The 24,339-nt window shown below is 70.9% G+C and carries 24 protein-coding genes; 15 read left to right on the top strand and 9 right to left on the bottom strand.

The genetic code is table 11. The features are described from left to right. Positions 1–406: 406 nt before the first annotated feature. The 3 genes from OXS27_RS22475 to OXS27_RS22465 are packed head-to-tail and all read left to right on the top strand — an operon-like array spanning position 407 to position 3,178. Positions 407–622, top strand: coding sequence for a ferredoxin (locus OXS27_RS22475; protein WP_243927402.1), 216 nt, complete (start codon positions 407–409; stop codon positions 620–622). Further along, positions 622–1,944: an FAD-dependent oxidoreductase gene (locus OXS27_RS22470; protein ID WP_267358738.1), complete on the top strand. Its 1,323-nt coding sequence runs from the start codon at positions 622–624 to the stop codon at positions 1,942–1,944. Before OXS27_RS22475 ends, OXS27_RS22470 begins: the two co-directional genes overlap by 1 nt. Continuing rightward, entirely contained in the window at positions 1,937–3,178 is a 1,242-nt protein-coding gene (locus tag OXS27_RS22465; RefSeq protein ID WP_267358737.1) for a cytochrome P450, read from the top strand. The genes OXS27_RS22470 and OXS27_RS22465 overlap by 8 nt, the downstream gene beginning before the upstream one ends. 96 nt (positions 3,179–3,274) lie before the next feature. Here the strand turns inward: OXS27_RS22465 and OXS27_RS22460 are convergent, their stop codons facing one another. From OXS27_RS22460 to OXS27_RS22450, 3 genes are read right to left on the bottom strand one after another with little or no spacing between them, the layout of a single operon-like run. Next, a complete protein-coding gene (locus tag OXS27_RS22460; RefSeq protein ID WP_267358736.1) occupies positions 3,275–3,940 on the bottom strand; it encodes a dihydrofolate reductase family protein in 666 nt (221 codons plus the stop codon). Then, positions 3,933–4,433 (bottom strand): VOC family protein, encoded by a 501-nt coding sequence (locus OXS27_RS22455; protein WP_267358735.1) that lies wholly within the window; start codon positions 4,431–4,433, stop codon positions 3,933–3,935. The genes OXS27_RS22460 and OXS27_RS22455 overlap by 8 nt, the downstream gene beginning before the upstream one ends. Positions 4,434–4,446: 13 nt before the next feature. Further along, a complete protein-coding gene (locus tag OXS27_RS22450) occupies positions 4,447–5,238 on the bottom strand; it encodes a VOC family protein (protein ID WP_267358734.1) in 792 nt (263 codons plus the stop codon). A gap of 99 nt (positions 5,239–5,337) precedes the next feature. On the opposite strand from OXS27_RS22450, the gene OXS27_RS22445 reads away from it, so the two are divergent. Next, on the top strand, positions 5,338–6,030 hold the full coding sequence (locus OXS27_RS22445) for a helix-turn-helix domain-containing protein (protein WP_267358733.1): 693 nt from the start codon (positions 5,338–5,340) through the stop codon (positions 6,028–6,030). 141 nt (positions 6,031–6,171) lie between these two features. On the opposite strand, the gene OXS27_RS22440 is transcribed toward OXS27_RS22445, so the two are convergent. The 3 genes from OXS27_RS22440 to OXS27_RS22430 form a co-directional block, all read right to left on the bottom strand. Further along, entirely contained in the window at positions 6,172–6,666 is a 495-nt protein-coding gene (locus OXS27_RS22440; protein WP_243927388.1) for a hypothetical protein, read from the bottom strand. An 84-nt stretch (positions 6,667–6,750) separates the two neighbouring features. Next, positions 6,751–7,320, bottom strand: coding sequence for a cytochrome b (locus OXS27_RS22435; protein WP_243927465.1), 570 nt, complete (start codon positions 7,318–7,320; stop codon positions 6,751–6,753). Between the two features lie 20 nt (positions 7,321–7,340). Further along, a complete protein-coding gene (locus tag OXS27_RS22430) occupies positions 7,341–8,489 on the bottom strand; it encodes an acyl-CoA dehydrogenase family protein (RefSeq protein ID WP_267358732.1) in 1,149 nt (382 codons plus the stop codon). Between the two features lie 234 nt (positions 8,490–8,723). Here OXS27_RS22430 and OXS27_RS22425 point away from each other — a divergent pair, with 234 nt between their 5' ends. The 3 genes from OXS27_RS22425 to OXS27_RS22415 all read left to right on the top strand — a co-directional run bounded on the left by OXS27_RS22425 (position 8,724) and on the right by OXS27_RS22415 (position 11,280). Next, positions 8,724–10,412, top strand: coding sequence for a thiamine pyrophosphate-binding protein (locus OXS27_RS22425; protein WP_267358731.1), 1,689 nt, complete (start codon positions 8,724–8,726; stop codon positions 10,410–10,412). Positions 10,413–10,503: 91 nt separating this feature from the next. After that, a complete protein-coding gene (locus OXS27_RS22420; protein ID WP_267358730.1) occupies positions 10,504–10,758 on the top strand; it encodes a type II toxin-antitoxin system Phd/YefM family antitoxin in 255 nt (84 codons plus the stop codon). Positions 10,759–10,848: 90 nt separating this feature from the next. Continuing rightward, positions 10,849–11,280, top strand: a complete 432-nt coding sequence (locus OXS27_RS22415; RefSeq protein WP_267358729.1) for a type II toxin-antitoxin system VapC family toxin — start codon at positions 10,849–10,851, stop codon at positions 11,278–11,280. 18 nt (positions 11,281–11,298) lie between these two features. Here the strand turns inward: OXS27_RS22415 and OXS27_RS22410 are convergent, their stop codons facing one another. Then, entirely contained in the window at positions 11,299–12,627 is a 1,329-nt protein-coding gene (locus OXS27_RS22410; protein ID WP_267358728.1) for an Nramp family divalent metal transporter, read from the bottom strand. Positions 12,628–12,782: 155 nt separating this feature from the next. On the opposite strand from OXS27_RS22410, the gene mntR reads away from it, so the two are divergent. Both mntR and OXS27_RS22400 read left to right on the top strand, forming a co-directional pair. Further along, positions 12,783–13,244, top strand: a complete 462-nt coding sequence (gene mntR / locus OXS27_RS22405) for a manganese-binding transcriptional regulator MntR (protein WP_243927376.1) — start codon at positions 12,783–12,785, stop codon at positions 13,242–13,244. A gap of 337 nt (positions 13,245–13,581) precedes the next feature. Further along, complete coding sequence (locus tag OXS27_RS22400) at positions 13,582–13,797, top strand: hypothetical protein (RefSeq protein ID WP_267358727.1); 216 nt, start codon at positions 13,582–13,584, stop codon at positions 13,795–13,797. Positions 13,798–14,109: 312 nt separating this feature from the next. Here the strand turns inward: OXS27_RS22400 and OXS27_RS22395 are convergent, their stop codons facing one another. Next, the gene (locus OXS27_RS22395; RefSeq protein ID WP_243927372.1) at positions 14,110–15,294 is read right to left on the bottom strand and encodes a putative zinc-binding metallopeptidase; all 1,185 of its coding nucleotides are present in this window, start codon (positions 15,292–15,294) and stop codon (positions 14,110–14,112) included. A 203-nt stretch (positions 15,295–15,497) separates the two neighbouring features. Between OXS27_RS22395 and OXS27_RS22390 the strand changes: the two genes are divergently transcribed. The 6 genes from OXS27_RS22390 to OXS27_RS22365 all read left to right on the top strand — a co-directional run bounded on the left by OXS27_RS22390 (position 15,498) and on the right by OXS27_RS22365 (position 23,630). Continuing rightward, a complete protein-coding gene (locus OXS27_RS22390; protein WP_267358726.1) occupies positions 15,498–18,776 on the top strand; it encodes a transglutaminase family protein in 3,279 nt (1,092 codons plus the stop codon). Positions 18,777–18,789: 13 nt separating this feature from the next. Then, the gene (locus OXS27_RS22385) at positions 18,790–21,327 is read left to right on the top strand and encodes a circularly permuted type 2 ATP-grasp protein (protein WP_243927462.1); all 2,538 of its coding nucleotides are present in this window, start codon (positions 18,790–18,792) and stop codon (positions 21,325–21,327) included. Beyond that, complete coding sequence (locus OXS27_RS22380) at positions 21,324–22,223, top strand: transglutaminase family protein (protein ID WP_267358725.1); 900 nt, start codon at positions 21,324–21,326, stop codon at positions 22,221–22,223. The genes OXS27_RS22385 and OXS27_RS22380 overlap by 4 nt, the downstream gene beginning before the upstream one ends. Positions 22,224–22,376: 153 nt before the next feature. Continuing rightward, positions 22,377–22,592 (top strand): antitoxin MazE family protein, encoded by a 216-nt coding sequence (locus OXS27_RS22375; RefSeq protein ID WP_267358724.1) that lies wholly within the window; start codon positions 22,377–22,379, stop codon positions 22,590–22,592. After that, the gene (locus OXS27_RS22370) at positions 22,589–22,912 is read left to right on the top strand and encodes a type II toxin-antitoxin system PemK/MazF family toxin (protein ID WP_267358723.1); all 324 of its coding nucleotides are present in this window, start codon (positions 22,589–22,591) and stop codon (positions 22,910–22,912) included. The genes OXS27_RS22375 and OXS27_RS22370 overlap by 4 nt, the downstream gene beginning before the upstream one ends. 307 nt (positions 22,913–23,219) lie before the next feature. Continuing rightward, the gene (locus tag OXS27_RS22365) at positions 23,220–23,630 is read left to right on the top strand and encodes a hypothetical protein (RefSeq protein ID WP_267358722.1); all 411 of its coding nucleotides are present in this window, start codon (positions 23,220–23,222) and stop codon (positions 23,628–23,630) included. Positions 23,631–23,726: 96 nt separating this feature from the next. On the opposite strand, the gene OXS27_RS22360 is transcribed toward OXS27_RS22365, so the two are convergent. Then, positions 23,727–24,338: a pyridoxamine 5'-phosphate oxidase family protein gene (locus tag OXS27_RS22360; protein ID WP_267358721.1), complete on the bottom strand. Its 612-nt coding sequence runs from the start codon at positions 24,336–24,338 to the stop codon at positions 23,727–23,729. Position 24,339: the final 1 nt, after the last annotated feature.

The raw sequence follows: 24,339 nt of genomic DNA, 5'->3' as shown, positions 1-24,339 counted from the left end.
TTGGTGAGGCTGCGCACACGACGGCTCGCCGAGCGTGGACCTGCGCCGATCTGGTGACGATCCCTGGGGGCGCCTTCTCGGCGAGATCGACCCGACCGGGCGGTGCGCGATCGCGGTGCGGCCTGGGACGGGCGGACCCGTTCGTCCCGCGGCTGCGATCGACGCGCTCCGAGGAAAGCGGCGCGCGTCAAACATCGGGCGGCGCCGTCGGTTTTGCGCTTCCGGGCCGCGGCTTGGCCGGCCCGCCTCGCCTGGCGGGGCGACGGCCGAACCTGACGTTCCCGGTTCCGCGTGATCGCACTGCACGACGACGTTCGGACTCGGTTACCGCCGCGCCTGCGAGGCGCTACACTCAGTCCGTCTTGAGCGCCTGAATACGAGCCGCACATCTCTACGGAGGGCGTGAATGCGTGTCGTCGTCGATCTCAACCGGTGCCAGGGCTACGCCCAATGCTGTTACGCCGCCCCGGAATATTTCGAGGTGCGCGGTCACGAGATCCTGTTCTACGATCCGGCGCCGCCGGAGGCGAAGCGGTCGCAGATCGAGCGGGCGCAGCAGGCCTGCCCGGTCCGGGCGATCGCGGTCGAACCCGCCGGGCTCGCCGAGGATGACGAACCGTGATGGACGGGCAGCGACCGGGCATCGTCGTGGTGGGCGCCTCCCTGGCCGGGCTGCGCGGGGCTGAGGCGCTGCGGGACGGCGGCTATGACGGGCCCCTCACTCTGGTCGGTGACGAGCCGCACCAGCCCTACGACCGGCCGCCTTTGTCCAAGCACGTCCTTGCGGGCGAGCTTCCCCCCGAGGCGACCGCGCTTCCGCGGCTGACTCGTCTGCGGGCGCAGTGGCGGCTCGGCCAGCCGGCGATCGCCCTCGATCGGGAACGCCGGGTGCTGCGCCTCGCCGACGGCGCGGCGCTGCCTTACGAAAAACTCCTGATCGCCACCGGCGCCCGGGCGCGGCCATGGCCCGGAGCGGGCGCCGGACTCGCCGGGATCTTCACGATGCGGACCCTGGAGGATGCCCGCGCCCTGCGGAGCGCCCTCGCGCGTCGGCCGAGCCGGGTCCTGATCGTCGGCGCCGGTCTGATCGGCTGCGAGGCGGCCTCCTGCTGCCGCGACCTCGGCCTGGCGGTGACCCTCGTCGATCCCAACCCGACGCCGCTCGCCCGTCTGCTCGGCACCGTGATCGGGGCGACGCTGGCCGAACGGATGCGGGCGTCCGGCGTGGATCTCCGCCCGGACACCAAGGTGGAGGCCCTCTCCGGCGAGGCGGGACAGGTACGGCGCGCCCACCTGCCGGGCGGCGCGGTCATCGCGGCGGATCTCGTCATCGTCGCCCTCGGCGCGACGCGGGATACGGGCTGGCTCGCCGCGGCCGGCCTCGTCGCCGATGCGGGCGGCCTGACCTGCGATGCGGCCTGCCGCGCCATAACCATGGCGGGGGCGCCCGATCCCGACATCTACGCAGCCGGCGACGTCGCACGCTGGCCGAACCCGCTCACCGGCGGCCGCCTGGGCAGCATCGAGCACTGGGGCAACGCGGTGGATCAGGCCCGCCACGCGGCCGCGAACATGTGCGCTCCGGCGGCGGGCCAAGTCCCCTACGCGCACCTGCCGTCCTTCTGGTCGAGCCAGTTCGGCCTCAACATCAAGCTCGTCGGCCTGACCGCGGGGGCGGATGGCCTGGCGGTCGTCCAGGGATCGCGGGCCTCGGGCCGGTTCCTCGCCGTCTACGGCCGGGCCGGGCGTACGGTCGCCACCCTCTCCTTCGATCAGGCGCGCTGGCTGCCCGCCTATGCCGACGCCGTGGCCGCCGGGGCGGCCTTCCCGCCCATTCTTGGCGCCACCGATCAGCCGCGGATCGAGGTGCGGGAGCCCGGCTTCACCAGCCCGCGGCGATCTGCCGACCGAGCCGCGGCGGTTCCGGAGACGGCCCATGTCTGACGAGACGCTGTTCGCGCAGGTCCTCGATCCGAGGAACCGGTCGAACCCCTATCCCCTCTACGCACGCCTGCGCGAGACGCCCGTATCGCGGCAGGCCGACGGCAGCTACGTCGTCAGCACCCATGCCGCGCTCAGGAGCCTGATCTTCGATCCCCGGTTGAGTTCGGAGGACCTGCCGCCCTCGCGGCGGCCCAGAACGGGCAACCCCCTGAAGGACTGGATCCTCAACCCGATCCGGAACCGGGTGGTCAACGCCCACCGTCCCCTGATCTTCCGCGATCCGCCCGATCACGACACCCTGCGCGGGTTCGTGATGAAGGAATTCACCATCGCCCGGGTGCGGGACTCCCACGCCAAGGTCGCGGCACTGGTCGACGCCCTGATCGACAAGTGCCGGGGCCGCGACAGGGTGTGCCTCGTGGACGATCTGTCCTATCCGCTGCCGGTGGCGGTCATCTGCGAGCTTCTGGGCGTGCCCGAGGCCGACGAGGCGCAGTTCCACGCCTGGGCGATCCGCCTCGCGACGGCGCTGGAGCCGGACGCCCGCCACGACGAGGCGGGGCGACGGGAGATCACCGCGACCTTCGACGCGATCTCCGGCTACATGCGCCGGCTGATCCGCGCGAAGCGTCGCCATCCGGCCGACGACATGCTGAGCGGCCTCGCCGCCCGCGGCGACCGGAAGAACCCGGCCATGGGCGATATCGACCTGATCTCCACGGCGATCCTGCTCCTCGTCGCGGGCCATGAGACGACGGTGAACCTCATCACCAACGGCATGCTCACCCTGCTTCGGCATCCGGAGGAGCTCGAGAAGCTGAAGGCCGACCCCGAACGGGCGCCCCGCGTGATCGAGGAGATGCTACGCTACGAGCCCCCCGTCCATTTCCGCACCCGCAAGACCCTCGGCGCCATCGAGGTCGCAGGCACGACGATCCCGGCCGGATCGTCGGTGGTCCTGCTCTTCGCCGCCGGAAACCGCGACCCGGCGCGGTTCGCGCATCCCGACCGGTTCGATCCGGACCGGCCGGACAACCAGCATTTCGGGTTCGGCGGGGGCCTCCATTACTGCGTGGGGGCGCCGCTCGCGCGGATCGAAGCCGAGATCGCCCTCGTCGCGCTCTGCCGGCGCCTCGTCGCGCCGCGGCTCCTCGACGACCCGCCGCCGTACCGGCCGGGCGCGTCCCTCCGCGGCCCCGAGAACCTCGCCATCGCCATAGCGGGCATCGCCTGATCGGCCAGGCGGTCGGAACGACGGCCCTCGCAGGAAGGGCACGCCGGATTCCGGCGGCGGAACGCCGGGCCGGATGTCGCCCCGGATGCCGACCGTCTACCAGTCGCCGGCCGCTTGGCGCTGGCGGAGCGCGCGCTCGTCTGGGCTCGGCGGCTTCGTGGCGAAGCTGCCGGTCTGGACCGCGCCGTCCCGCGCGAAGGTCGCGACGTGGACGCCCCTCGGCGAGTGCGCCTGCTCGACCAGCGTCCAGGTTCGGGCGGCCGACGGATCGTCCGCGTACCAGCGCTTGCCGCGGCCGAGCATCACCGGGAAGGTGATCAGGACGATCCGGTTGACGAGACCCGCCGGAAGCAGCGCCGGATAGAGCATGCTGCTCCCCTGGATGAGGAGGTCGGGGCCATCGCTCTCCTTCAGGCGGGTGACCGCCGCGACGGGGTCCCCGACCAGTCGCTGGCTGTTGGTCCTGCCGAGCGCCCGGTCGGACGAGGTCACGACATGCTTGCGCACGGCATTGAAGGTCGCGCCGATCGGCTGATCGCCGTTATGCGGCCAGTAGGCCGCGAAGATCTCGTAGGTGCGCCGGCCGAGCAGCAATTCGTACGTGCCCCCGAGCAGCTTGCCCATCGGTCCGGCGAGCGAGGCGTCGAAATACGGGAAGGTCCAGCCGCCCTGCGTGAATCCGGTCTGATCCTCTTCCGGACCACCCGGTGCCTGGATCACGCCGTCGAGCGACTGGAAGAGGGAGCCGGTGATCTTACGCATCGGCGGATTCCCCCCGGACGGCGGCCTCGATCCGCGCGATGTCGATCCTGTGCATGGACATCATCGCCTCGAACGCGCGCCGGGCCGCGGCCCTGTCGGGATGGCTGTTGGCGCGGAGCAGCGCGCGTGGCGTGATCTGCCAGGAGAAGCCCCAGCGGTCGGTGCACCAGCCGCACTGGCTCTCCGCCCCGCCGCCGCCCACGAGGGCGTTCCAGTAGCGGTCGGTCTCCGCCTGATCCTCCGTCAGCACCATGAAGCTGACTGCCTGATTGGCCTTGAAGGCGGGGCCGCCGTTCAGGCCGACGAACGGCCGGCCGAGGACGGTGAACGCGACCGTCAACTCCGCGCCCGCGGATCCGCCGGGAAAATCCGACGGGGCATTCATCGGCGCGCCGACATGGCTGTCCGGAAAGGTGGCAGCGTAGAATTCCGCGGCCCTGCGGGCCTCGCCGTGGTCGAACCACAGGCAGGTCGTCAGCTTATCGCTTGTCATCACCGGTCTCCCGTCACGCCGCCTGACGCGGACCGGCGAGGCCGATCCGGTTGCCCGCCGGATCGGCGATGTTGGCCGAGTAGCTGCCGCCGGGGATGGGATCGGGGCCCTGCAGCACCGTGCCGCCGCGCGCCCGGACCGTCGCGACCGCGGCGTCGATGTCGGCCACGTGGACGTACCAGTTCCACCGCGCCGGTGCGCCGGTGGCCGCGCTCGACATCACCGCGCCGGGTCGGAGATCGCCCTGGCCGATGAAGGTGTACGCGCCCATCGCGCCCATCGGCATGGCCCCGAGCACCTCCCAGCCGAACAGCGTTCCATAGAACGCCAGCGCCGCCTCCGGATCCGGCGTCGCCAGCTCGATCCACACGCCCTGCCCCAGGGTCCGCTCCGTCCCGAGCGGGACGGGTCCGAAGGCGCGACTCTCGCCGGGGCGCGCCGCGTTCATCACGGCGAAGACCACCCCTTGCGGATCGCACACCATCGCGAAGCGACCGACATGGGGGATGTCGATCGGTCCGAACGGGATCCGGCCGCCGAGCTCGACGACGCGGGACGCCAGGGCATCGACGTCGCGGGTCGCGAGGTAGACCGCCCAGCCGGGAAGGCCGGGCGCCTCGGGCATCGACGGCCGGATCCCAGCGACTGGCGTCCCGTCGGCGTGTGCGATCCGGTAGCCGCCATGCTCGGGCATCGGCGACGGCAGGACCTGCCAGCCGGCGACCGCCTCGTAGAAGGCATGCGCCGCGTCCTGATCGCTGGCGTTCAGCTCGAACCAGATGGGCGTCCCCTCGGCAGGTGGCATCGGGCGCTCCTCCGTGACACTCGGCGCTTCGGCCGCTTCGCGACACGCCGGCCGGCCCCGCTTTGCCCAGGCTGCCAGGAGCGGTTATAGAAAGCAACCATGCAGTCAGAAAAAATAACTATCGAGGCACCCAGGACGCGCGGGCGTCGTTACGACGATGCCTGCGGCACCGCGCTGGCCCTGGAGTTCATCGGCGAGCGCTGGTCGCTGCTGATCATGCGCGAGCTGGTCTTCGGCCCCCGGCGCTTCGGCGAGATCCGGGTGAACCTCCCGGGCATCAGCGCCAACGTCCTGACGCAGCGCCTGGACAGCCTGGAAGCCGTAGGCATCGTCCGACATTACCGCCTGCCGTCCCCCGCCAACGTGCAGGTCTACGATCTGACCGCATGGGGCCACGAGGCCGCACCGCTGATGCGCGCCATGGGCCGCTGGGCCGCGCGCTCGCCCCGGCATGATCCGAGCCTGTTCATGTCGGCCGCCTCCGCGATGATGTCGCTCCAGGCCCTGGTCGAGCACGCGCCGGCCATGGCGTTGCCGGTGTCGGTTGCCTTCCACTTCCCCGGCGAGGACTTCGTCGCGGCTGTGCGCGATGGCGAGATCCACGTGAGCCGGGGCGTCGTGGCGGCGCCCGACCTCGCCTTCACGGGTGATACGATGGCGATGCGCCGCACGATCTACGGCAAGGCGCCCCTGGCCCGGGACGGCGCTGGCGGCACGCTCGCCTTCGCGGGGGACGCCGATCTGGCGCGTTCTTTCATCGACCTGTTCCGGCTGCCCGCCAAGGCCGCATGAGGGACAGGCGCGCGCACGGGCGGGGGCTGGGCGCGCCGGGCCCCAAGAACCGGTCCGCATGCCGGACACGCGGCGGTTCCGGCCAGCTCTGCGCCGATCGGAGGCCCGCCCGGTTGCGCGGGGCACGTGGTTGAAGCAGCCTCACCGGCAGCGCATGCGGCCGGCGACCAGCGCGACGGCGCCCGGCTCGGGACTGGAGAACATCAGCACGGTGTCGTCCTCACGCACGGCCTGGCCGGTTCCATCCCTGCGCGTGACGGCGATCGCGCGGATGACGCGGGACTGCAGGTTGCTTTCGGACGATCCGGAGATATGCGCGCCGAGGAAGGTCGCCGCGGCCTCCATCCGGGCGGCGTCGGCCGTCGTGCCCTCGGGGGGCAGAAGAAGGCCGGCTTCCTCGATCCGGTCGCCCGCCTCCTTGGTGAAGAACCGAACCAGGGTCGAACGGGAGTGATACATCGTCCCGCGCGGTGTCTCGATCGCGAAGCTCCAGTCCCCGGCTCCGAGTTGCTGCATCCGTGTGCCGAAGGAGCTTCTAAGCTCGGTTGATGTCTCGGGCATCGGCACCGGCACGCAGGCAGCCTGAACCGCGGCCGGTGCGAACGTCGCCAGCATCAGAGCCAAGACCGAACGCATCGTCCGCCTCCTCGACAACCCGGGTTGACGGACGATGCGATGCAAATGCGTCGCCAATCCCGGGGCTGCCGGACGGCAGCCCTCTCAGGAACGACCGGCCATCCGTGCCAGCACGTCGTCCTTCCAGAGGGCACGGTGCAGCACCGCCATGGCGACGTGGCCGACCAGGATCGCCAACAGGAGGAAGGCCAGCCAGTGATGCAGCAGGTCGCCCGGCGCCACCATCCAGGCGATCTTGTCGTCCCGGCCCGGCATGAGCGGGATGCCGTAGGGCGTGAACGGCTTGCCCGATCCGTACTGGCGCAGCAGCGCAAGGCCCGGCACGAGGATCATCAGCGCATAGATCACGGCATGGCCCGCCACCGCGGCGCGGCCCAGGCGGCCCCGATGCGGCGGGCGGCGCGGGAGGTTGGCGAGCCCCCAGGCGCCGCGCAGCAGCGCGAGCGCGAACAACGTCGCCCCCAGGGTGAAGTGGCTTCCGCCGACGAGGCGCGTCACCGCCGTGTCGCCGAGGCCGACATAGAGCAGCGCTCCCGCGAACTGCCACGCGAACAAAGCCGCCATCAGCCAGTGGAAGCCGCGGCTGACGCGGCCGTAGCGCTGCGGCGCATCGCGCCAGACGGCCCGCGCCGGTTCGAGGCAGTCGGAGGCCACCGCCGCACCCGGGATCCGGCTCACGCGGCCTCCCCGTCCCACAGGTAGGCCACCCCCTCCCCAGCCGCCAGGATCTCCGCCGCCGCCCCGGTGAGCGCCCGATCGGGCCCCGGCTGGCGCAGATAGGTGGCGAGGTCGCGGGAGAGCTGCTCCAGGGGATGTCCGTGCAGGAAGCCCGGCAGGCCGACGGAGCGCTGGGCGAGCTGCAGCACGTCGAGCCCGGCCTTCTCCACCGCGAGCCGGGCGAGGTTGACGAAGGCGACGACGCGGGCGGCCGGCAGCGTCCCGCCGGTGGCCAGATCCGCCGCCCGCGCCACCCAGTGCCGCGCCCCTTCGACCGCGATGGCGCCCTCGCCCAGCCGCGCGAGCTGATGGGGATCGGCCCCGCGCCCGAGGCGCACGAGATGGGCCCGCCACGCATCGAACACGGCCTCGATGCCGCCGAGCTGCACCGCCAGGAACCGCCACGCGCCTCCCGAGAAGGCCGGCTGGCGGAAATAGTCGTCCGCGTGTCCGAGGATGGCGTCGTCCGAGAGGGCGATCCCGCCGAAATCGAGGGTTCCGGTGGCCGAGGCTCGCATGCCCTGCGCCCGCCACGCCGAAAGGGCGGCCCGGGTGCCCGGCTCCAGCGGCACCACCAGCATCAGGGTCCCGCCCCCGCGCGGACAGGGCGCCGTGACCAGGGCGCGGGTCACGAAGCCCGCGCCCGAGGCGAAGGATTTCGCGCCGCTCAAGGATAGGCCATCCTCGTCGGTCTCCAGGGCGAGGCCCGCCCCGGCCGGCTCGGTGTTCCAGACGCCGAACAGGTGGCCCGTGCAGGCATCGGCGAACAGGCGCGCGCGCTGGCCGGCCTCGCCGTACTGGGCGATGAGCTGGAGGGCATTGACGTGGCCCTCGTAGAGCCGTCCGAGCGCCAGGCTGCCGGAGCCGACGAGGCGCAGCACCTCAGCCAGCGTCCCGGCGCCCGGCTCCGCGCCGAGACCCGCCCCGCCCAAAGCCATCGGGACCGGCGCGGCGAGCAGGCCCAGGCGGGCGAGGTCGGCGACATCCGCGTGCGGGAACCCATCGTCGCGATCCTGGCCCGCGGCACGCCGCGCCGCCGACAGGGAGATCACGCGCGCCGCGGCCTCGGCGTCGCAGCTCAGATCGGACGGTGTCCGCTGGTCCATGGTGTCCTTCCAACGGGCCGCATCGGCCGGCGGGACCTTGCGACCCCGGGAAGACCCGGGATCACGGGTTCGTGAGTCGTTGCAGCATGCGACCGAAGGGGGCGCAAGCCGACGAAGAGCCGCGCATCGACCCCCTCGATGAGCCTTGGAGCAGGCTGGCGCCAGGCTGCCACCGGGGCTTGTCCTGGGGTGCCCATGGTCTAGCCTCCGGGCCGATTCGACCGGGGGCCAGACATGACGATCGAGACCGTCGAGGCAGCGGGCCGCCGCCGGGGCGCCGACCTTCTGGTGGAGGTGCTGCGCTCGGAGGGGGTGCGCTACATCTTCGGCAATCCCGGCACCACCGAATTGCCGCTGATCGACGCGCTCACCGAGGCGCCCGACATCGCCTACATTCTGGCTCTGCAGGAGGCGACCGCGGTCGCCATGGCGGACGGCTATGCGCAGGGCGCGCGGCGCCCCGCTTTCCTCAATCTGCACACGGCGGGCGGCCTCGGCCACGCCATGGGCGGGCTGGTGAATTCCCAGGTCTCCGGTACGCCGCTGGTGGTCACCGCCGGACAGCAGGACCTGCGCCACGCGCTGACCGACCCGCTCCTGATGGGCGATCTCGTGGCCATCGCCGACCCGGTGATGAAATGGGCGCGCGAGGTGACGAGCCCGGACCAGATCCCGATCCTGCTGCGCCGGGCTTTTCACGATGCAGGGGCAGCCCCGTCCGGCCCGGTCTTCCTATCGCTGCCCATGGACGTGATGGAGGCGATGAGCACGGTCCCGGCGGGCGAGACCTCGACCATCGACCAGCGGGCGGTGGCGGGCTCCCTCGACCGCTTGGCGAACAAACTCGCCGCGATCGCCCCGGGCCGCCTCGCCCTGATCGCGGGCGATGAGATCGAGGCCTCGGACGCCTCGGCCCAGATGGTGGCGCTGGCCGACCTGCTGGCGGCGCCGGTCTACGGCTCGTCCTGGCCGGCCCACATCCCCTTCCCCACCGCGCACCCCCTCTGGGCCGGCAACCTGCCGACCCGGGCGGATGCCATCGCGGAGATCCTCGGGCGCTACGACGCGGTGTTCGCGCTCGGCGGCAAGTCGCTGATCACCGTACTCTACTCGGAGGTCTCGGCGGTGCCGCCGGGGGTGCAGGTGTTTCAGCTCTCGGCGGATGTGCGCGACCTTGGGCGCACCTACGCCACTGGCCTGTCGACGGTGGGCGACATCCGCGCGTCGCTCGACGCCCTGCTGCCGCTGCTAAGGCCTCGCCTCGCCGACCGGGACGAGGTTTTTGCGGATCTACGCGCCCAGGCCGTGACCGCCCGGGCCGAGCGCCGGGCCAAGCTCGCCGCCGCCGCGGATGCGGCCTTCGAGGATCCGGTGATCGCGCCGCTGGTTGCCGCCCGCGAGGTCGCCCGCGCGGTCGGGGCCGAGACCACCATCGTGGACGAGGCCCCCGCGACGCTGACCCACCTGCGCACTTTCCTCGACAGCTCCTCGGCCCATCAATACGCGGCGATGCGCGGCGGCGTGCTCGGCTGGGGCATGCCGGCCGCGGTCGGGTTTTCCCTAGGGCTCGATCGCGCGCCGGTGGTCTGCGTGGTGGGGGATGGGGCCGCGATGTACTCGCCCCAGGCGCTCTGGACCGCCGCACACGAAAAGCTGCCGGTCACCTTCGTGGTGATCAACAACGCTGAGTACAACATCCTCAAGACCTTCATGAAGGGCCAGGCGCACTACGCCTCGGTGCGCGCCAACCGCTTCATCGCCATGGACCTCACCGACCCGCGCATCGACTTCCCGGCACTCGCCGCCTCAATGGGGGTGCCGGCCCGGCGGGTGACGCGGGCCGCCGACATCGCCCCGGCGATCGAGGCGGGGATCCGGTCGGGGGGCGCCAATCTGGTCGAGGTGGTGGTGCGGGCAACGTGAGGGCGGCTGCCGGAAGGCCAGATCGAGACTGTTTGACAGGTCCGGTCACGCCACCGATCTCTTCTGCACGGCGCGACCTGCGAGGGGCAGCATGACCGAATCGACCTTCACCAGCCGCGAATTCAACCGCGAGCCCGGCCGCATCAGGCGTGCGGCGGCCGAGGGGCCCGTCATCATCATCGAGCGCGGCAAGCCGATCATGGCGGTCCTGCCCTTCGGTGCCTACGAGCGTATGAAAGCGGTTCCCGGCACCATCCTCGATGCCCTCGACATGGAGGGTGTCGGCGAGATCGAGATCGATTTCGACCGGCCGCCGAGTATCCCGCGCCCAGCTTCCTTCGACTAGAGCCGTGCCCAATCGCGCACGGCTCTAAGCCCTTGTTGTGAGTCGCACTCTTACGCCGAACCGACGTCCACTTCGGCGGAGATCGCTCTCATGTATCTCCTCGACACCAACGTCCTGTCCGAACTGCGCAAGCGGCGCAGCGGCAGGATCAGTTTCGAAGTCGAGGCCTGGGCCGAACAGGTCGCACCCCCCAACCTCCATCTCTCCGTCGTCACGATCATGGAGGTCGAACTCGGTATCGCCCGGTGCGAGCGCCGCGATGCCCGTCAGGCCGCCACGCTCCGCCTCTGGCTGCACGAGCGCGTTCTGCCTGCCTTCGCCGGCCGCATCCTGCCGATCGATAATGCCATCGCGCTGCGCTGCGCGCATCTTCACGTTCCCGACCCACGGAGCGAGCGCGACGCGTGGATCGCCGCGGCGGGCCTCGTGCACGACCTGACGATCGTTACCCGCAACACCACCGCTTTCGCAGCAACCGGCGCGCCATTGCTCAACCCTTGGCATGTGGGCAGCGACAGCTGATCTTCATCCCGACGGGATTCACCCCAGTCCCGGCACCGGCACCCCGAACGCCGCCGCCAGCAGTACCATGTTGAGCGCCAGCACCACCGCCGCCCCCGCCACGGCGGCCGCCTGGGTCAGCGGCCCGTTGGCGAAGGGCCCCATCACGCTCCGGCGCCGGGTGAACAGCACCAGAGCCACCATCGGCACCGGCAGGGCCAGCGACAGCACCACCTGCGACAGGACCAGCGCCCGGGTCGGATCGACGCCGATCGCCACCACCACGAAGGCCGGCAACATGGTCGCGAGCCGGCGGACGAGGAGCGGGATCCGCCAGCCGGTGAAGCCCTGCATCACCATCTGGCCGGCCAGCGTCCCCACCACCGAGGAGGAGATGCCCGACGCCAGCAGCGAGACCAGGAAGGCCGCCCCGGCCGCTGGCCCGAGCAGCGGCGTCAGGGTGCGGTAGGCCTCGCCGATCTCGGCGATCTCGCTGTGGCCGAGATGGAAGGCCGCCGCCGCCATGATGACCATCGCGATGTTGATGAGGCCCGCGAGCAGCAGCGCCACCACCACCTCGCGGTTCGAGTAGCGCACCAGCAGGCGCCGGTCGGCCTCGCTGCGCGGGTTGCCCCGCCCCTGAGTCAGGCCCGAATGCAGGAACAGCGCGTGCGGCATCACGGTGGCGCCGATGATCCCGACCGCGATGGTCAGCGCCTCCGCGTCCGGGATTCTTGGGGTGACGAGGCCTTTCGCCGCCTCGCCCCAGGCCACAGGGGCCACCAGCAGCTCGACCGCGTAACAGAGGCCGATCGTGCCAACCATGACGCCGATGGCGATCTCCAGCGGCCGGAAACCCTCGTGCTCCAGGAGCAGGATCGCGTAGGTGATGACCGCCGTGACCGCCATCCCGGCCATGAGCGGCATGCCGGTGAGCAGCGACAGGCCGATGGCGCCGCCCAAAAACTCCGCGAGGTCGGTCGCCATGGCGGCGACCTCGCTGATGCCCCACAGGGCGAGGCGCACCGGGCGGCTCGTCGCGTCCCGGCAATGCTCGGCGAGGTTTTTCCCGGTGACGATCCCGAGCTTGGCCGAGAGCGCCTGGAACAGCATCGCGGTGAAATTGGCGAGCAACACCACCCAGAGGAGGCCGTAGCCGTAGCGGGCGCCAGCCTGGATGTTGGTCGCGAAGTTGCCGGGGTCCATGTAGGCGATCGACGCCGTCACGGCGGGCCCCACGAACAGCAGGAACCGGCCTCGGCCGCCCCGGCGCCCGTCGAGGACGTCACGGATCGCGCCCTCGGTCCGCCGGCTCATCGCCCCGGGCGCGGCGCTTCCGGGAGCCGTCGCGGCGTTCGGCGCCACCATGCCCACCTTCTCCTCAAAAATATAGCGTAGGCTATATTCAGGGCTGAGCGCGCCGGATTCAAGCCCTAAATGAGGACCTGGTGGGACTCCCCTCCCGCGGGCGGTTCTTGCTAGACAGGGGCGGGGCGGCGCGTGCGTGCCGAGAGGGAGAGCCGATGCAGGAACCGTCCGAGCAGGGCCCGCCCGAGACCGTCCTGGTCGATCCCGAGCGCCACGTGGAGAGCTTTCGCCAGGCCCGCGAGGCCCGGCGCTCCGAGTTGGTCGAGGATTACGTCGAGCTGATCGACGATCTGATCGGCGATGGCGGCGAGGCGCGGCAGGTGGACATTGCGGCGCGCCTCGGCGTGGCGCAGCCGACCGTCGCCAAGATGCTCAAGCGCCTGTGCGAGGACGGGCTCGTCCAGCAGCGGCCCTATCGCGGCGTGTTCCTGACCGAGACCGGCCGTCGGCTGGCCGCCCAGGCCCGGGAGCGCCACCGCATCGTCGAGCGCTTCCTCTGCGCGCTGGGGGTGAGCCCCGAGACCGCCCGTCGGGACGCTGAGGGAATCGAGCATCACGTCAGCGCCGAGACGCTTGAGGCGTTCCGTTCCTTCGCGGCGCGGCACGGGGGGGCATGACGGGCACCTCTTCGGGCGGAGAGCGCCAAGGGCGGTCGATGCAACGCCTCGTGGCCAGATCAGCCCATGCGAAACGCGTGATGCAGGCCGGTACACTGGCGGTAGCCAAGCTGGGCTTTGGCTCCCAAGTGCGCTGTGAAATCATTGCTGGTGCAGCGCGATTTGCGTTCACGGAGACTTGGTTCGGACACCGGGGTCGGCTGGTGAATCGGGACTGGGCCGCATTGTCGGCCAAGTTCCAGAACGGCCACCCGAAGTGCTTCAACGCCGCGATCTGGCACGACACGACGCTGTGCGGGTTGGCGATCGGTGCCGTGAACCAAGACAGGTTCGTGGCTTGGACTTTCTCGAGGGCAATCCTAATCCGAGGCATCCGCTCAAAGGGCAGGTGATCGGGATCGTGCTCACGATGGCGGAAGCCTACAGGCAACTGATCGGCGTGCCGGAACTCCGGCTCCATCACGTCGACCCGAACCTCATCCCTTTGTACAGGTTGCAGGGCTTCGCGCTTGCGCCCGACCTGGGCGGCCTTCCTCATATGGTTCGGCGGTGACCCCGATGCGAAAAGCGGCACGCATCACGAAGCCGGCGATGGCGCGCGGCCACCCCGTCAAGCGGGAGGATCTCCGCTTGCCTGACAGTGCGCAGGCGGCGGCTGCCTTCATGGCGACGGACCTGCCGTGGTTGGCGCGCGAAGCCAGAGAAGCCCTTGCGACGACGCCGGAGGTTCATGGCCGGATGGATGGTCAGGTGCCTCCGCCGCCGACAGAGAGCGGCGAGCGCTAAGGTTCTCGATCCGAGCCTGTACAAGCGTCGCCCCGGCCGAAGCTGAGGGCTTGCTTCAACCCCAAGGCGTCCCCAGCCCTCACCCCGTCGCCGACGCCACCTTCTGACGCAGGCCCATGATCACCGCGCGCAGCATCTCGGCCCCGGCCTCGCCGGCATCCGGCAGGGTGCCGGTGCGGGAGGCGTAGATCCGCTCGTGCACGAAGGCGAGCTTCGCGATCACCGTTGGTGTCAACTTGAACGGGTAGAGCGCCGATTGGCCCATGCTGTGGGACAGCGAATTGATCGCGTAGGTCAGCGGCAGCCACGCCGCGATCAGCCGGTCGAGGTCCAGGGTGTTGTAGGGGTCGAAGTCGATCACCGTCGGCGACGCCGACCTGTGGCGCAGGCGCGGGCGCACGTGCAGCTCGAAAGTCGAGGCGGTCTCGAGCGTGTCGACGATGTGCAGATAATGCGCGAAGGTCTCGGCGAAATCCTCCCACGGGTGGGCCGTGGCGTAGGCCGAGACGTAGGATTCGTCCCAGTCGGCCGGCGCGCCCTTCGCGTAATGATCCTGCAGCGCCTGGACGTAGTTGCGGCGCTCGTCACCGAACAGCGCCCGGAAGGGCTCCCAGGCGGGGCCGTTCAGCACCAGCAGATACCAGAAATAATGCCCGATCTCGTGCCGGAAATGGCCGAGCAGGGTGCGGTAATGCTCGCCGAACAGGATCCGGCGGCGCTCCCGCTCGACATCGTCGGCCTCGGCGATGTTCATGGTGATCAGGCCGTTGATATGGCCCGTCAGCACCGGCGGCCCGCCGGAAAAGCTCTCGGCGGGATCGACCAGGAAGTCGAAGGCCAGCCCGTCCGTGTACTGGGCGCGGGTGGCGAGCGGCAATTCCAGGCAGAGGAGCGAGTAGAACAGCCGGTGCTTGGCGGCCTCGATCGGACGCCAGCGGGTCAGGTTCCAGGGCTGCGACAGGTCCGGCACCACCCGGTTGTGGCGGCAGGCGGTGCAGAAGATGTCGGGGCAGTCTTCCGGCACCAGCCAGTTGCAGGCCCCCGACAGGGCATTGTTGCACAGGCGATAGCGCCGACCGGGATCCGCGTAGGCGTGGAACACCCGCGCGCCGCCCATCAGCGGATGACCCGAGAGCCCCTGCGGCTCCAGGGCCGAGACCTCGTGAACCGCGCACACATAGCCGAGGCGCCGGGCGCAGCTCTCGCAGTCGGTCGCCTCGAAGGTGACCGGCTGGTCGCACGCCTGGCACTGGAAAATCTTCATCGGGCCGTCCCGGGCCGGCATCCGGCCCACCTGCCGGTCAAGCGGGGCTGCGGGGCAAAGTTCCTGCCAGACAGCCGGGCAGATACACAAGGCACCGCACGGAAATTGCTTGTCGGTGGGAGTGTATCGCATAACTGCGCGGTTGGGTCCGGCGCCAGGGACCGGCATCGAGAACCGCGTTCGATCCTTTCGACGGAGCCATCGTGTCGATTAAAGCCGCCCTGCACCACGTCACGCATTACCGCTACGATCGGCCGATCAGCCTCGGGCCTCAGGTGATCCGCCTGCGCCCGGCGCCGCACGCGCGGACCAAGGTCCCGGCCTACGCGCTGACGGTGACGCCCGCCAACCACTTCCTGAACTGGCAGCAGGATCCGAGCGGCAATTGGCTCGCCCGGCTCGTCTTCCCGGAGAAGACCGACGAGTTGAAGATCGAGGTCGATCTCACCGCCGACATGGCGGTGATCAACCCGTTCGACTTCTTCGTGGAGGACTACGCCCAGACCCATCCCTTCGCGTACGACGCCGAACTTGCGGAGGAGCTGGCGCCCTATCGCCTGCCGGTCGACGCGGAGTGCCCGGAGATGGAGGCGCTGCTCGCCCGGCTGCCCGACGAGCCCAACACCGTCCTGTTCCTGGTGGCGCTGAACGCCCAGATCGCCGGGGAGACCGCCTACGGCGTCCGCATGGAGCCCGGCGTCCAGACCCCCGCCGAGACGTTGCGGCTCAAGAGCGGGTCGTGCCGCGATTCCGCATGGCTGCTCGTGCAGGTGCTGCGCCGGATCGGCTTCGCCGCCCGGTTCGTCTCCGGCTACCTGGTCCAGCTCGTGCCCGACACCACGGCGGTCGACGGTCCCACCGGCGCCTCGGCGGATTTCACAGATCTGCACGCCTGGGCCGAGGTCTACCTGCCGGGCGCCGGCTGGGTCGGCATGGACGCGACCTCGGGGCTGCTCACCGGCGAGGGCCACATCCCGCTGGCCGCGACGCCGCACTACCATTCGGCCGCGCCGATTTCGGGGGCGATGGAGCCGGCCCAGACCACCTTCGACTTCCAGATGAGCATCACCCGCGTCGCCGAGACGCCGCGGATCACCAAGCCGTTCTCGGAGGCGGTCTGGACGTCCATGGACGCGCTGGGCGAGCGGGTCGATGCCGACCTCGCGAAGCAGGACGTGCGGCTCACCATGGGCGGCGAGCCGACCTTCGTGTCGGTGGACGATTTCGAATCCCCCGAATGGAACATCGCCGCTGTCGGCCCGACCAAGCGCGGCCGCGCCGACCAGCTGATCCGGCGCCTGCGCGACCGGTTCGGGCCCGGCGGCCTGCTCCATTACGGCCAGGGCAAGTGGTATCCCGGCGAGAGCCTGCCTCGCTGGGCCTTCGGGCTCTACTGGCGCAAGGACGGCAAGCCGATCTGGCGCAACCCGGACCTGATCGCTCCGGAGGCTGCGCCCGATGAGGAAGGAACGGCCACCATCGCGCAGGCCAAGGCGCTCGCCGACGCGCTGGCCCGCCGCCTCGGCCTGTCCGACTACGTCTTTCCGGCCTTCGAGGACGGTGAGCTCTGGGAGAAGAAGGTTGCGGCGCTGCCGGTCAACGTCACGCCGGCCGACGCCAAGTCCGGTTCGGTGGAATTCGATGCGCGGATCAAGCGGGTCTACGCGCGGGGCGTCGGGGAGGCCGCGGGCTACGTCCTGCCGCTGGCGAGCCTGCCCACCGGCAAGGACGGCGATGCCGATCGGGTCTGGATCTCGGAGACATGGGAGTTCCGGCGCGGTGCCACCTTCCTGGTGCCGGGGGACTCGCCGCTGGGTTTCCGCCTGCCCCTGTCGTCCCTGCCCTACGTGCCGCCGGAGCACTATCCCTACTACCAGCCGCAGGATCCCCTGGAGCCCCGCGCCGCGCTGCCCGACGGGCATCCCGGCGAGACGACCGTCAACGGCTCGGGCATCACCGGCGTGGCCGTGCGCACGGCGGTATCGATCGAGCCCCGGGACGGGGTGGTGCGGGTGTTCATGCCGCCGGTGCAGCGCGTCGACGAATACCTCGAACTCGCCGGCCATCTCGAAGCGGCCGCCGCCGAGCTGAACCTGCCGATCCAGATCGAGGGCTACGAGCCGCCCTACGACCCGCGGATCGGCATGATCAAGGTGACGCCCGACCCGGGCGTGATCGAGGTCAACGTCCACCCGGCCGCCTCCTGGCGGGAGGCGGTCGACATCACCACCGACCTTTACGCCGACGCCCGCCAGACCCGGCTCGGCGCCGAGAAGTTCATGGTCGACGGGCGCCACACCGGCACCGGCGGCGGCAACCACGTGGTGATGGGCGGCGTCACGCCGGACGATTCCCCGTTCCTCCGCCGGCCCGACCTGCTCAAGAGCCTCGTACTCTACTGGCAGCGCCACCCGGCTCTCTCCTACCTGTTCTCGGGCTTGTATATCGGCCCGACCAGTCAGGCCCCGCGCATGGACGAGGCCCGCCATGACGGGCTCTACGAGCTGGAGATCGCGCTGGCGCAGATCCCCGCCCCCGACGCGCCCAACATCCCGCGCTGGCTGGTCGACCGGGTGTTCCGCAACATCCTCGTGGACGTCTCCGGCAACACCCACCGGTCCGAGATCTGCATCGACAAGCTCTACTCGCCGGACGGCCCGACGGGGCGCCTCGGCCTCCTGGAATTCCGCGCCTTCGAGATGCCGCCGGACGCGCGGATGAGCCTCGCGCAGCAGCTCCTGCTCCGCGCCCTCGTGGCGTGGCTCTGGCGCGAGCCGCAGACCGGGAGTTGTGTCCGCTGGGGCACGAACCTCCACGATCGCTTCATGCTCCCGCATTTCCTCTGGTCCGACTTCCTCGGGGTGCTGGAGGATCTGCGGGCGGCAGGGTACGGTTTCGATCCGGTCGCCTTCGAGGCGCAGGCCCTGTTCCGGTTCCCGGTCTTCGGCGCGGTGGAGCATGGCGGCGTCCGGATGGAGCTGCGCCAGGCGCTGGAGCCCTGGCACGTGATGGGCGAGGAAGGGACAAGCGGGGGCACCGTGCGCTTCGTCGACAGCTCGGTCGAGCGGCTGCAGGTCAAGGTCGAGGGCTTCGTGCCCGAGCGGCACGTCATCGCCTGCAACGGCCGACGCCTGCCCATGACCTCCACCGGCCGCGGCGGCGAAGCCGTGGCGGGCCTGCGCTTCAAGGCGTGGCAGCCGGCCTCCTCGCTCCACCCGACCATTCCGGCCCACGCACCGCTGACCTTCGACATCCTCGATGCCTGGAGCGGGCGCTCGCTTGGCGGCTGCCGCTACCACGTCGCCCATCCGGGCGGGCGCAACTACGAGACCCACCCGGTCAACGCCTACGAGGCGGAGGGGCGGCGCCTCGCCCGGTTCCAGCCGCACGGCCACACCCCGGGCCGGGTGGAGATGCCCCGGCCGGAATCGAGTGCGGAGTTCCCGCTGACCCTCGACCTGCGCACGCCGGCTCCGCAATGATCGGGGGGCCGTGATGGAGGCGGCGCTCGCGGAGAGCCTCGCCCGGGCCGAGCCGGCGGAGGACCCGCGGGCGCGCGTCGCCCGTTGGGCCGCGGGCTACCGGCCGGTCCCCGGGCGGCCGGACGAGTTCCTGGGGCCGGACGGCCAGCCCCGCGGGGCTTGGCCGCGCCTGCTCGACCGCCTCGGCGGCCTGACCGAGACGGAGATCCTGGCCCGCTTCGTCGCGGCGGAGCGGCACATCCGGGACGCCGGCATCTCGTTCCGGATCGCCGGCGACCAGCGCGAGCATCCCTGGCCGCTCGGCTGCCTGCCCCTGGTGATCGAGGGCGCCGAATGGGCTTCGCTGAGCGCCGGCATCGTCCAGCGCGCGGAGCTGATGGAGGCGATCCTCGCCGACGTCTACGGCGATGGAAGGCTGGTCGAGGAGGGGCTGCTCCCCGCCGCGATCGTGGCCGGCACGCCCGAATTCCTGCACCCGCTCCACCGGGTCATGCCTCCCGGCGGCCATTACCTGAAGCTCTACGCCGCCGATCTCGGCCGGGGACCGGACGGGCGCTGGCAGGTGCTGGCCGACCGGACGCAGGCGCCCTCGGGCCTCGGCTGGGCGCTGGAGAACCGGATGGTCCTGGCCCGGACCTTCCCGGACCTCGTCCAGGACCTCCATGTCGAGCGCCTGCCGGCCTTCTTCCAGGCGTTTCGCGACGGGCTGACGCTGGGCGCGGAGCGGATCGACCCGCGGATCTGCCTGCTGACCTCCGGCCCCTACAGCAGCACCTATGTCGAGCAGGCGGCGCTCGCACGCTATCTCGGCCTGATGCTGGTGGAGGGCGACGACCTCGTCATGCAGGATGGGCGCCTGCACGTGCGCACCGTCTCGGGCCTGAAGCGTGCCGACGCCGTGTGGCGGCGGATCGATTCCGATTTCCTCGATCCCCTGGAGCTGAACCCGGCCTCGCGGCTCGGCATCCCCGGTATTCTCGAGGCCCTGCGCAACGGCTCCCTGGTGGTGACCAACATGCCGGGCTCGGGGCTCGTGGAGTCGGCCGCGCTCGCCCCCTATCTCGACGGCATCGCCCGCCGGATCTTCGGCGAGCCCCTGCGGCTCGGCCATCCGCGCACGTGGTGGTGCGGCGACCTCGAAGGTCTGGCGCACGCGCAGGCCAACCTCGACAGCCTGACCCTGCGCCCGGCCGCCACGCCCCAGCGCGGAGCGGGGCGCGACGCGATCCTGGCGGGCCCGGTCCTGGCGGCCGAGCGGGAGCGGGTGGTGGCGGCCCTGCGCGACCGGCCGTTCGACTACGTCGCCCAGGAGGCCGCGCCGCTCTCGACCATGCCGGGCTGGGAGCGCGGCCCGGACGGCCTCTCGCTGGCGCCCCGCCCCTTCGTGGTCCGCGTCTTCGCCACGCGGACGCCGCTCGGCTGGCAGGTCATGCCCGGGGGCTTCTGCCGGGTCGCGGAACGCGAGGATGTCGATCCGATCGAATTGCGGCTCGGTATCCGCTCGGCGGATGTCTGGGTGCTCTCGGAAAAACCGGTCGCCGCGCCCCCGATCGGCCTGCACGCGGCACCGCGGGTGCGGCGCGTCGGCGGACACCTCCCGGCCCGGGCGGCCGACGGCCTGTTCTGGCTCGGCCGCTACCTGGAACGCGCCGAGGCGGTGATCCGGCTGGTGCTGGCCCATCTGCGCAGCGTCGGCGACGCGGTCGGGGCCGATATCTCGGGCGCCCTCGACACGCCGGCCGCCCTGGCTTTGCGGGCCCTCCTGTACGAGTGGGCCACAATCGGCGCGGCCGACCTGCCCACCGCCCGCCTCGCCCAGGAAGCGCTGGCCGGGCGCGAGCGGCCGGGTTCGGCCTGGGCCCATGTCGAGTCGGCCCGCCGCAACGCCGCTGCCTTGCGCGCCCGCCTCTCCGGCGAGGCCTGGCGGGTGCTCGCCGATCTCGGCGAGTCCCTCTCCCTCGACACCGGGTGGGCGCTGGCCGAATCCCAGCTCACGGGCCGCGCCGAGAGGGCGCTGAGCCAGCTTGCGGCGCTGTCCGGCCTCACCCACGAGAACATGAGCCGCGCGGAGGGCTGGCACTTCGTCGAGCTCGGCCGGCGGATCGAGCGGGCGGTCAACACCTGCACCTTCGCGCTGGCCTTCGCCAACGACGAGGCGACGCCGGGCTGCCTCGGGGTGATGCTGTCGCTCTGCGACTCGCAGATCAGCTACGGGCGCCGCTACCTGCAGGGGGCGGCCCTCGATCCCGTGCGCGACCTCGTACTGCTCGACCCCTACAACCCGCGCTCGATCGCCTTCCAGGCGGAGGCGATCACCCGCCACCTCGCCGACCTGCCGGCGCTCGCCGCCGACGGCATCCCGGAGCCGCATGTCCGCCTCGCCACCCGGATCCTGGCGGAGCTGCGCAGCGGCGAGGCCGCCGATTTCGATGCCGTGCGCCTCACCGCCCTGGAGACCGACCTCGAGCGCCTCGCCGACGGAATCGCGGCGCGCTACTTCCCGACGGGGCCGAACGCGCTGCGCCCCGAGAAGCTGACGGGGCTGGCGTGATCTACACGTTGCGCCACCGCACCACCTACCGCTACGGCCGGCCGGTGCGCTTCGCCCGCTGCACCCTGCGGCTCAAGCCACAGGACGGTGAGGGCCAGAGCGTGCTGGCGAGCGCCGTCACGATCGATCCGAGCCCCGCCACCGCGGTCACACGGCACGACTATTTCGGGATCGACGCGCTGGCGATCACCCTGGAGACGCCCCACACCGTCTTCAGCGTCGAGGCGCTCTCCACCGTGCGGGTCGAGCGCGCGGCCCCGCCGCCGCCGGAATCCGGGATGGCCTGGGAGCGGGTCCGCGACGCCGTGGTGGCGGGCCGCGACCTCGGCGGCCGGGCGCCGGTGCATTTCCTGTATCCGAGCGGCCGGGTGCCGCTGCTGCCCGAGGTGACCGCCTACGCACGGTCGAGCTTTTCCGCCGGCCGCAGCGCCTACGGGGCGGCCCATGATTTGATGCTGCGGATCGGCCGGGACTTCCGGTTCGATGCCCGCGCCACCAACGTCTACACGCCGCTCGCCGAATCCTTCGCCCTGCGGGCCGGGGTCTGCCAGGATTTCGCCCACGTGATGATCGCGGGCCTGCGGGGCATGGGCCTGCCTGCGGCCTATGTCAGCGGCTACCTGCGCACGGTGCCGCCGCCGGGTCGCCCGCGCCTGCGCGGGGCCGATGCGAGCCACGCCTGGGTCGCGGTCTGGTGCGGCGCGGGCTGGCTCGGCCTGGATCCGACCAACGGCGTGCCGGTGCGGGACGACCACATCGTGGTGGCGCGCGGCCGCGACTACGGCGACGTGGCCCCCCTCGACGGTATCGTCAGCGGCTCGGGCAAGCAGCGCCTCAAGGTCGAGGTCGATGTCATCCCCGATACCGAGACGCAGGATCTGGCGCTGGTGGGGTAAGGCAGGCGGGGGCCGGTTGGCTGCAGGCGATCGGGGGAATGCACCCGTCCTCTCGCGCCCGGTGGAGCGACCCAGAACGGGTGTGTCCCATCACGCCTTGACGTGCGCCATCGTGATCTCCTGTCTGTTACATGTAACAGACAGGAGATCACGATGGCCACACCGGTCGCTCAGAGAGTTCGGAAGCGTCGAGACGCGTTGCGGGCGGCCGGACTCAGGCCGGTGCAGATCTGGGTTCCGGATACGAGCCGGCCGGGCTTCGCCGAGGAGTGCCGGCGCCAGTCGCTGCTGACGGCGGAGGCCGATGCGGCCGATCACGCGTTGAACGTCTTCCTCGACGCCGCGCTCGCCGATCCGGCGGAGTCGTGACGCGCGGCGATCTCGTCACTGTCGCCATGGCGGGCGATTTCGGAAAGCCCCGCCCGGCGCTCGTGATCCAGTCCGATGCCTTTGCACAGACCGGCACGGTGACGATCCTCCTGCTCTCGTCGACCTTGGTCGACGCACCGCTGATCCGGCTGAGCGTACAGCCGACAGCTCAGAACGGACTGAGCAAGCCGTCTCAAGTTCAGATCGACAAGGCTATGTCGGTGAGGCGGGAGATGGTCGTGTCACCGATCGGGCGCCTTGATGACGCGACCCTGTTGGCCGTGACGCGGTCCCTCGCGCTGTTCCTCGGCCTCGCGTAGCGTCGGCGACCGATCGGCGGTCCGCCATCCTCCGCTTCGGAACCTCGGAGGTCGCGCCATGCGCAGCCAGGGTTTGGTCGCGGACCGAAGAGTTCTCCTGATCGCAGCGCAGACATATCCCGCTCGACGTGGGATCTGAGGCTATTCCTCTGTGGATGCCGTGCCGTTAAATCATCGTCCCGAGGCATGTGAGCTGCTGACGCCGCCAGGATGACTTGGAGTATTCATGACGGGACAGCGACTCGGCTTGATCGCATCGACGGTCATGGGACTTTTGCTCGCTGGTCCGGCATCAGCGCAGACGGAGATGCAATGGGCCCGGCGCGATGGCGAGGGACGCATCTTGCTCGCCTACGAGGTGCCGGATACCAGCGACCAGAGCGTCGTGCTGGTCTGCGACACACGAAGCCGCCGGTTTGCCGTCTCCTACATCGACGGTCGGGACCGGACGCGTGACGGGACCCGAGCCAAGGTCGTGTTCGCGTCCGAGGGCGGCAAGCTCGCCTTGCCGATGCGCGCGCAAAAGCAGGAACTCGACGACATCATCATCCTCAAGGCCGAGCCGGCTCTGAGTCCCGAATGGGTCCGTCTTCTGTCCGGCCAGACGCTCCGCATCACGCTCTCGGATGACACGGAATCGATCCCGTTGGCTGGTGCCCGAAAGGGGGTCGCCGCCCTGGTTGCCGGTTGCAGCCGGGAGGGAGCCGCAGGGGAATAGGCTCCGGACCCTGAAGGCCGAGCGGAACGGCTACGGGAGCCGATCAGGCGCATCCGTTCCGCGAAGGCCGGACTGCAGCGGCGCGGCCTGTGGACCTCACCACATCGTCTTGGCCGCCCGTCCCGGCCATTCCGCATCGTAGCGTTGGCCGCCGACTTCACCTGCGGTCAGCGCCGCCAGGATCGCCCCAGGGGTCGGCAGGCTCGTCGGATCGACCCGGGCCTCCGGATCCCACAGCTTGGCCCGGATGATCGCCCGGGCGCACTGAAAGTACACCTCCGCGACCGTGATCACGACTGCGGTGCGCGGCGCGTGGCCGTCGACGCTGAAGGAGGCCAGCAGATCTGGATCGGCCGAGATCACCGCCCGCCCGTTCACCCGCAGCGTCGTGCCCAAGCCCGGGATCAGGAACAGCAGGGCCACCCGCGGATCGCGCACGATGTTGCGCAAGGAATCGATCCGGTTGTTGCCGCGCCGGTCCGGCAGGATCAGCGTGTGCGGATCGGCAACCCGCACGAAGCCCGGCTGGTCTCCGCGGGGGCTGCAATCAAGCCCTTCCGGGCCGCTCGTCGCCAGCACCGCGAAGGGCGAGGCCGCGATCAGCGCCGCGTAGTCCGGCGTGACCGAGGCCGCTACCTTCACCGTGGAGGCGGGCGCTAGAGGCGCGTGGTAGATCGCGTCCAGGGCGGCGAGGCTGTCGACGATCATC

Source organism: Methylobacterium sp. GC_Met_3 (assembly GCF_026540775.1).
In the GTDB taxonomy this organism is placed as follows: domain Bacteria; phylum Pseudomonadota; class Alphaproteobacteria; order Rhizobiales; family Beijerinckiaceae; genus Methylobacterium.
The sequence above is the reverse complement of the archived record's forward strand: the minus strand, read 5'-3'. Positions and strand labels throughout refer to the sequence as shown.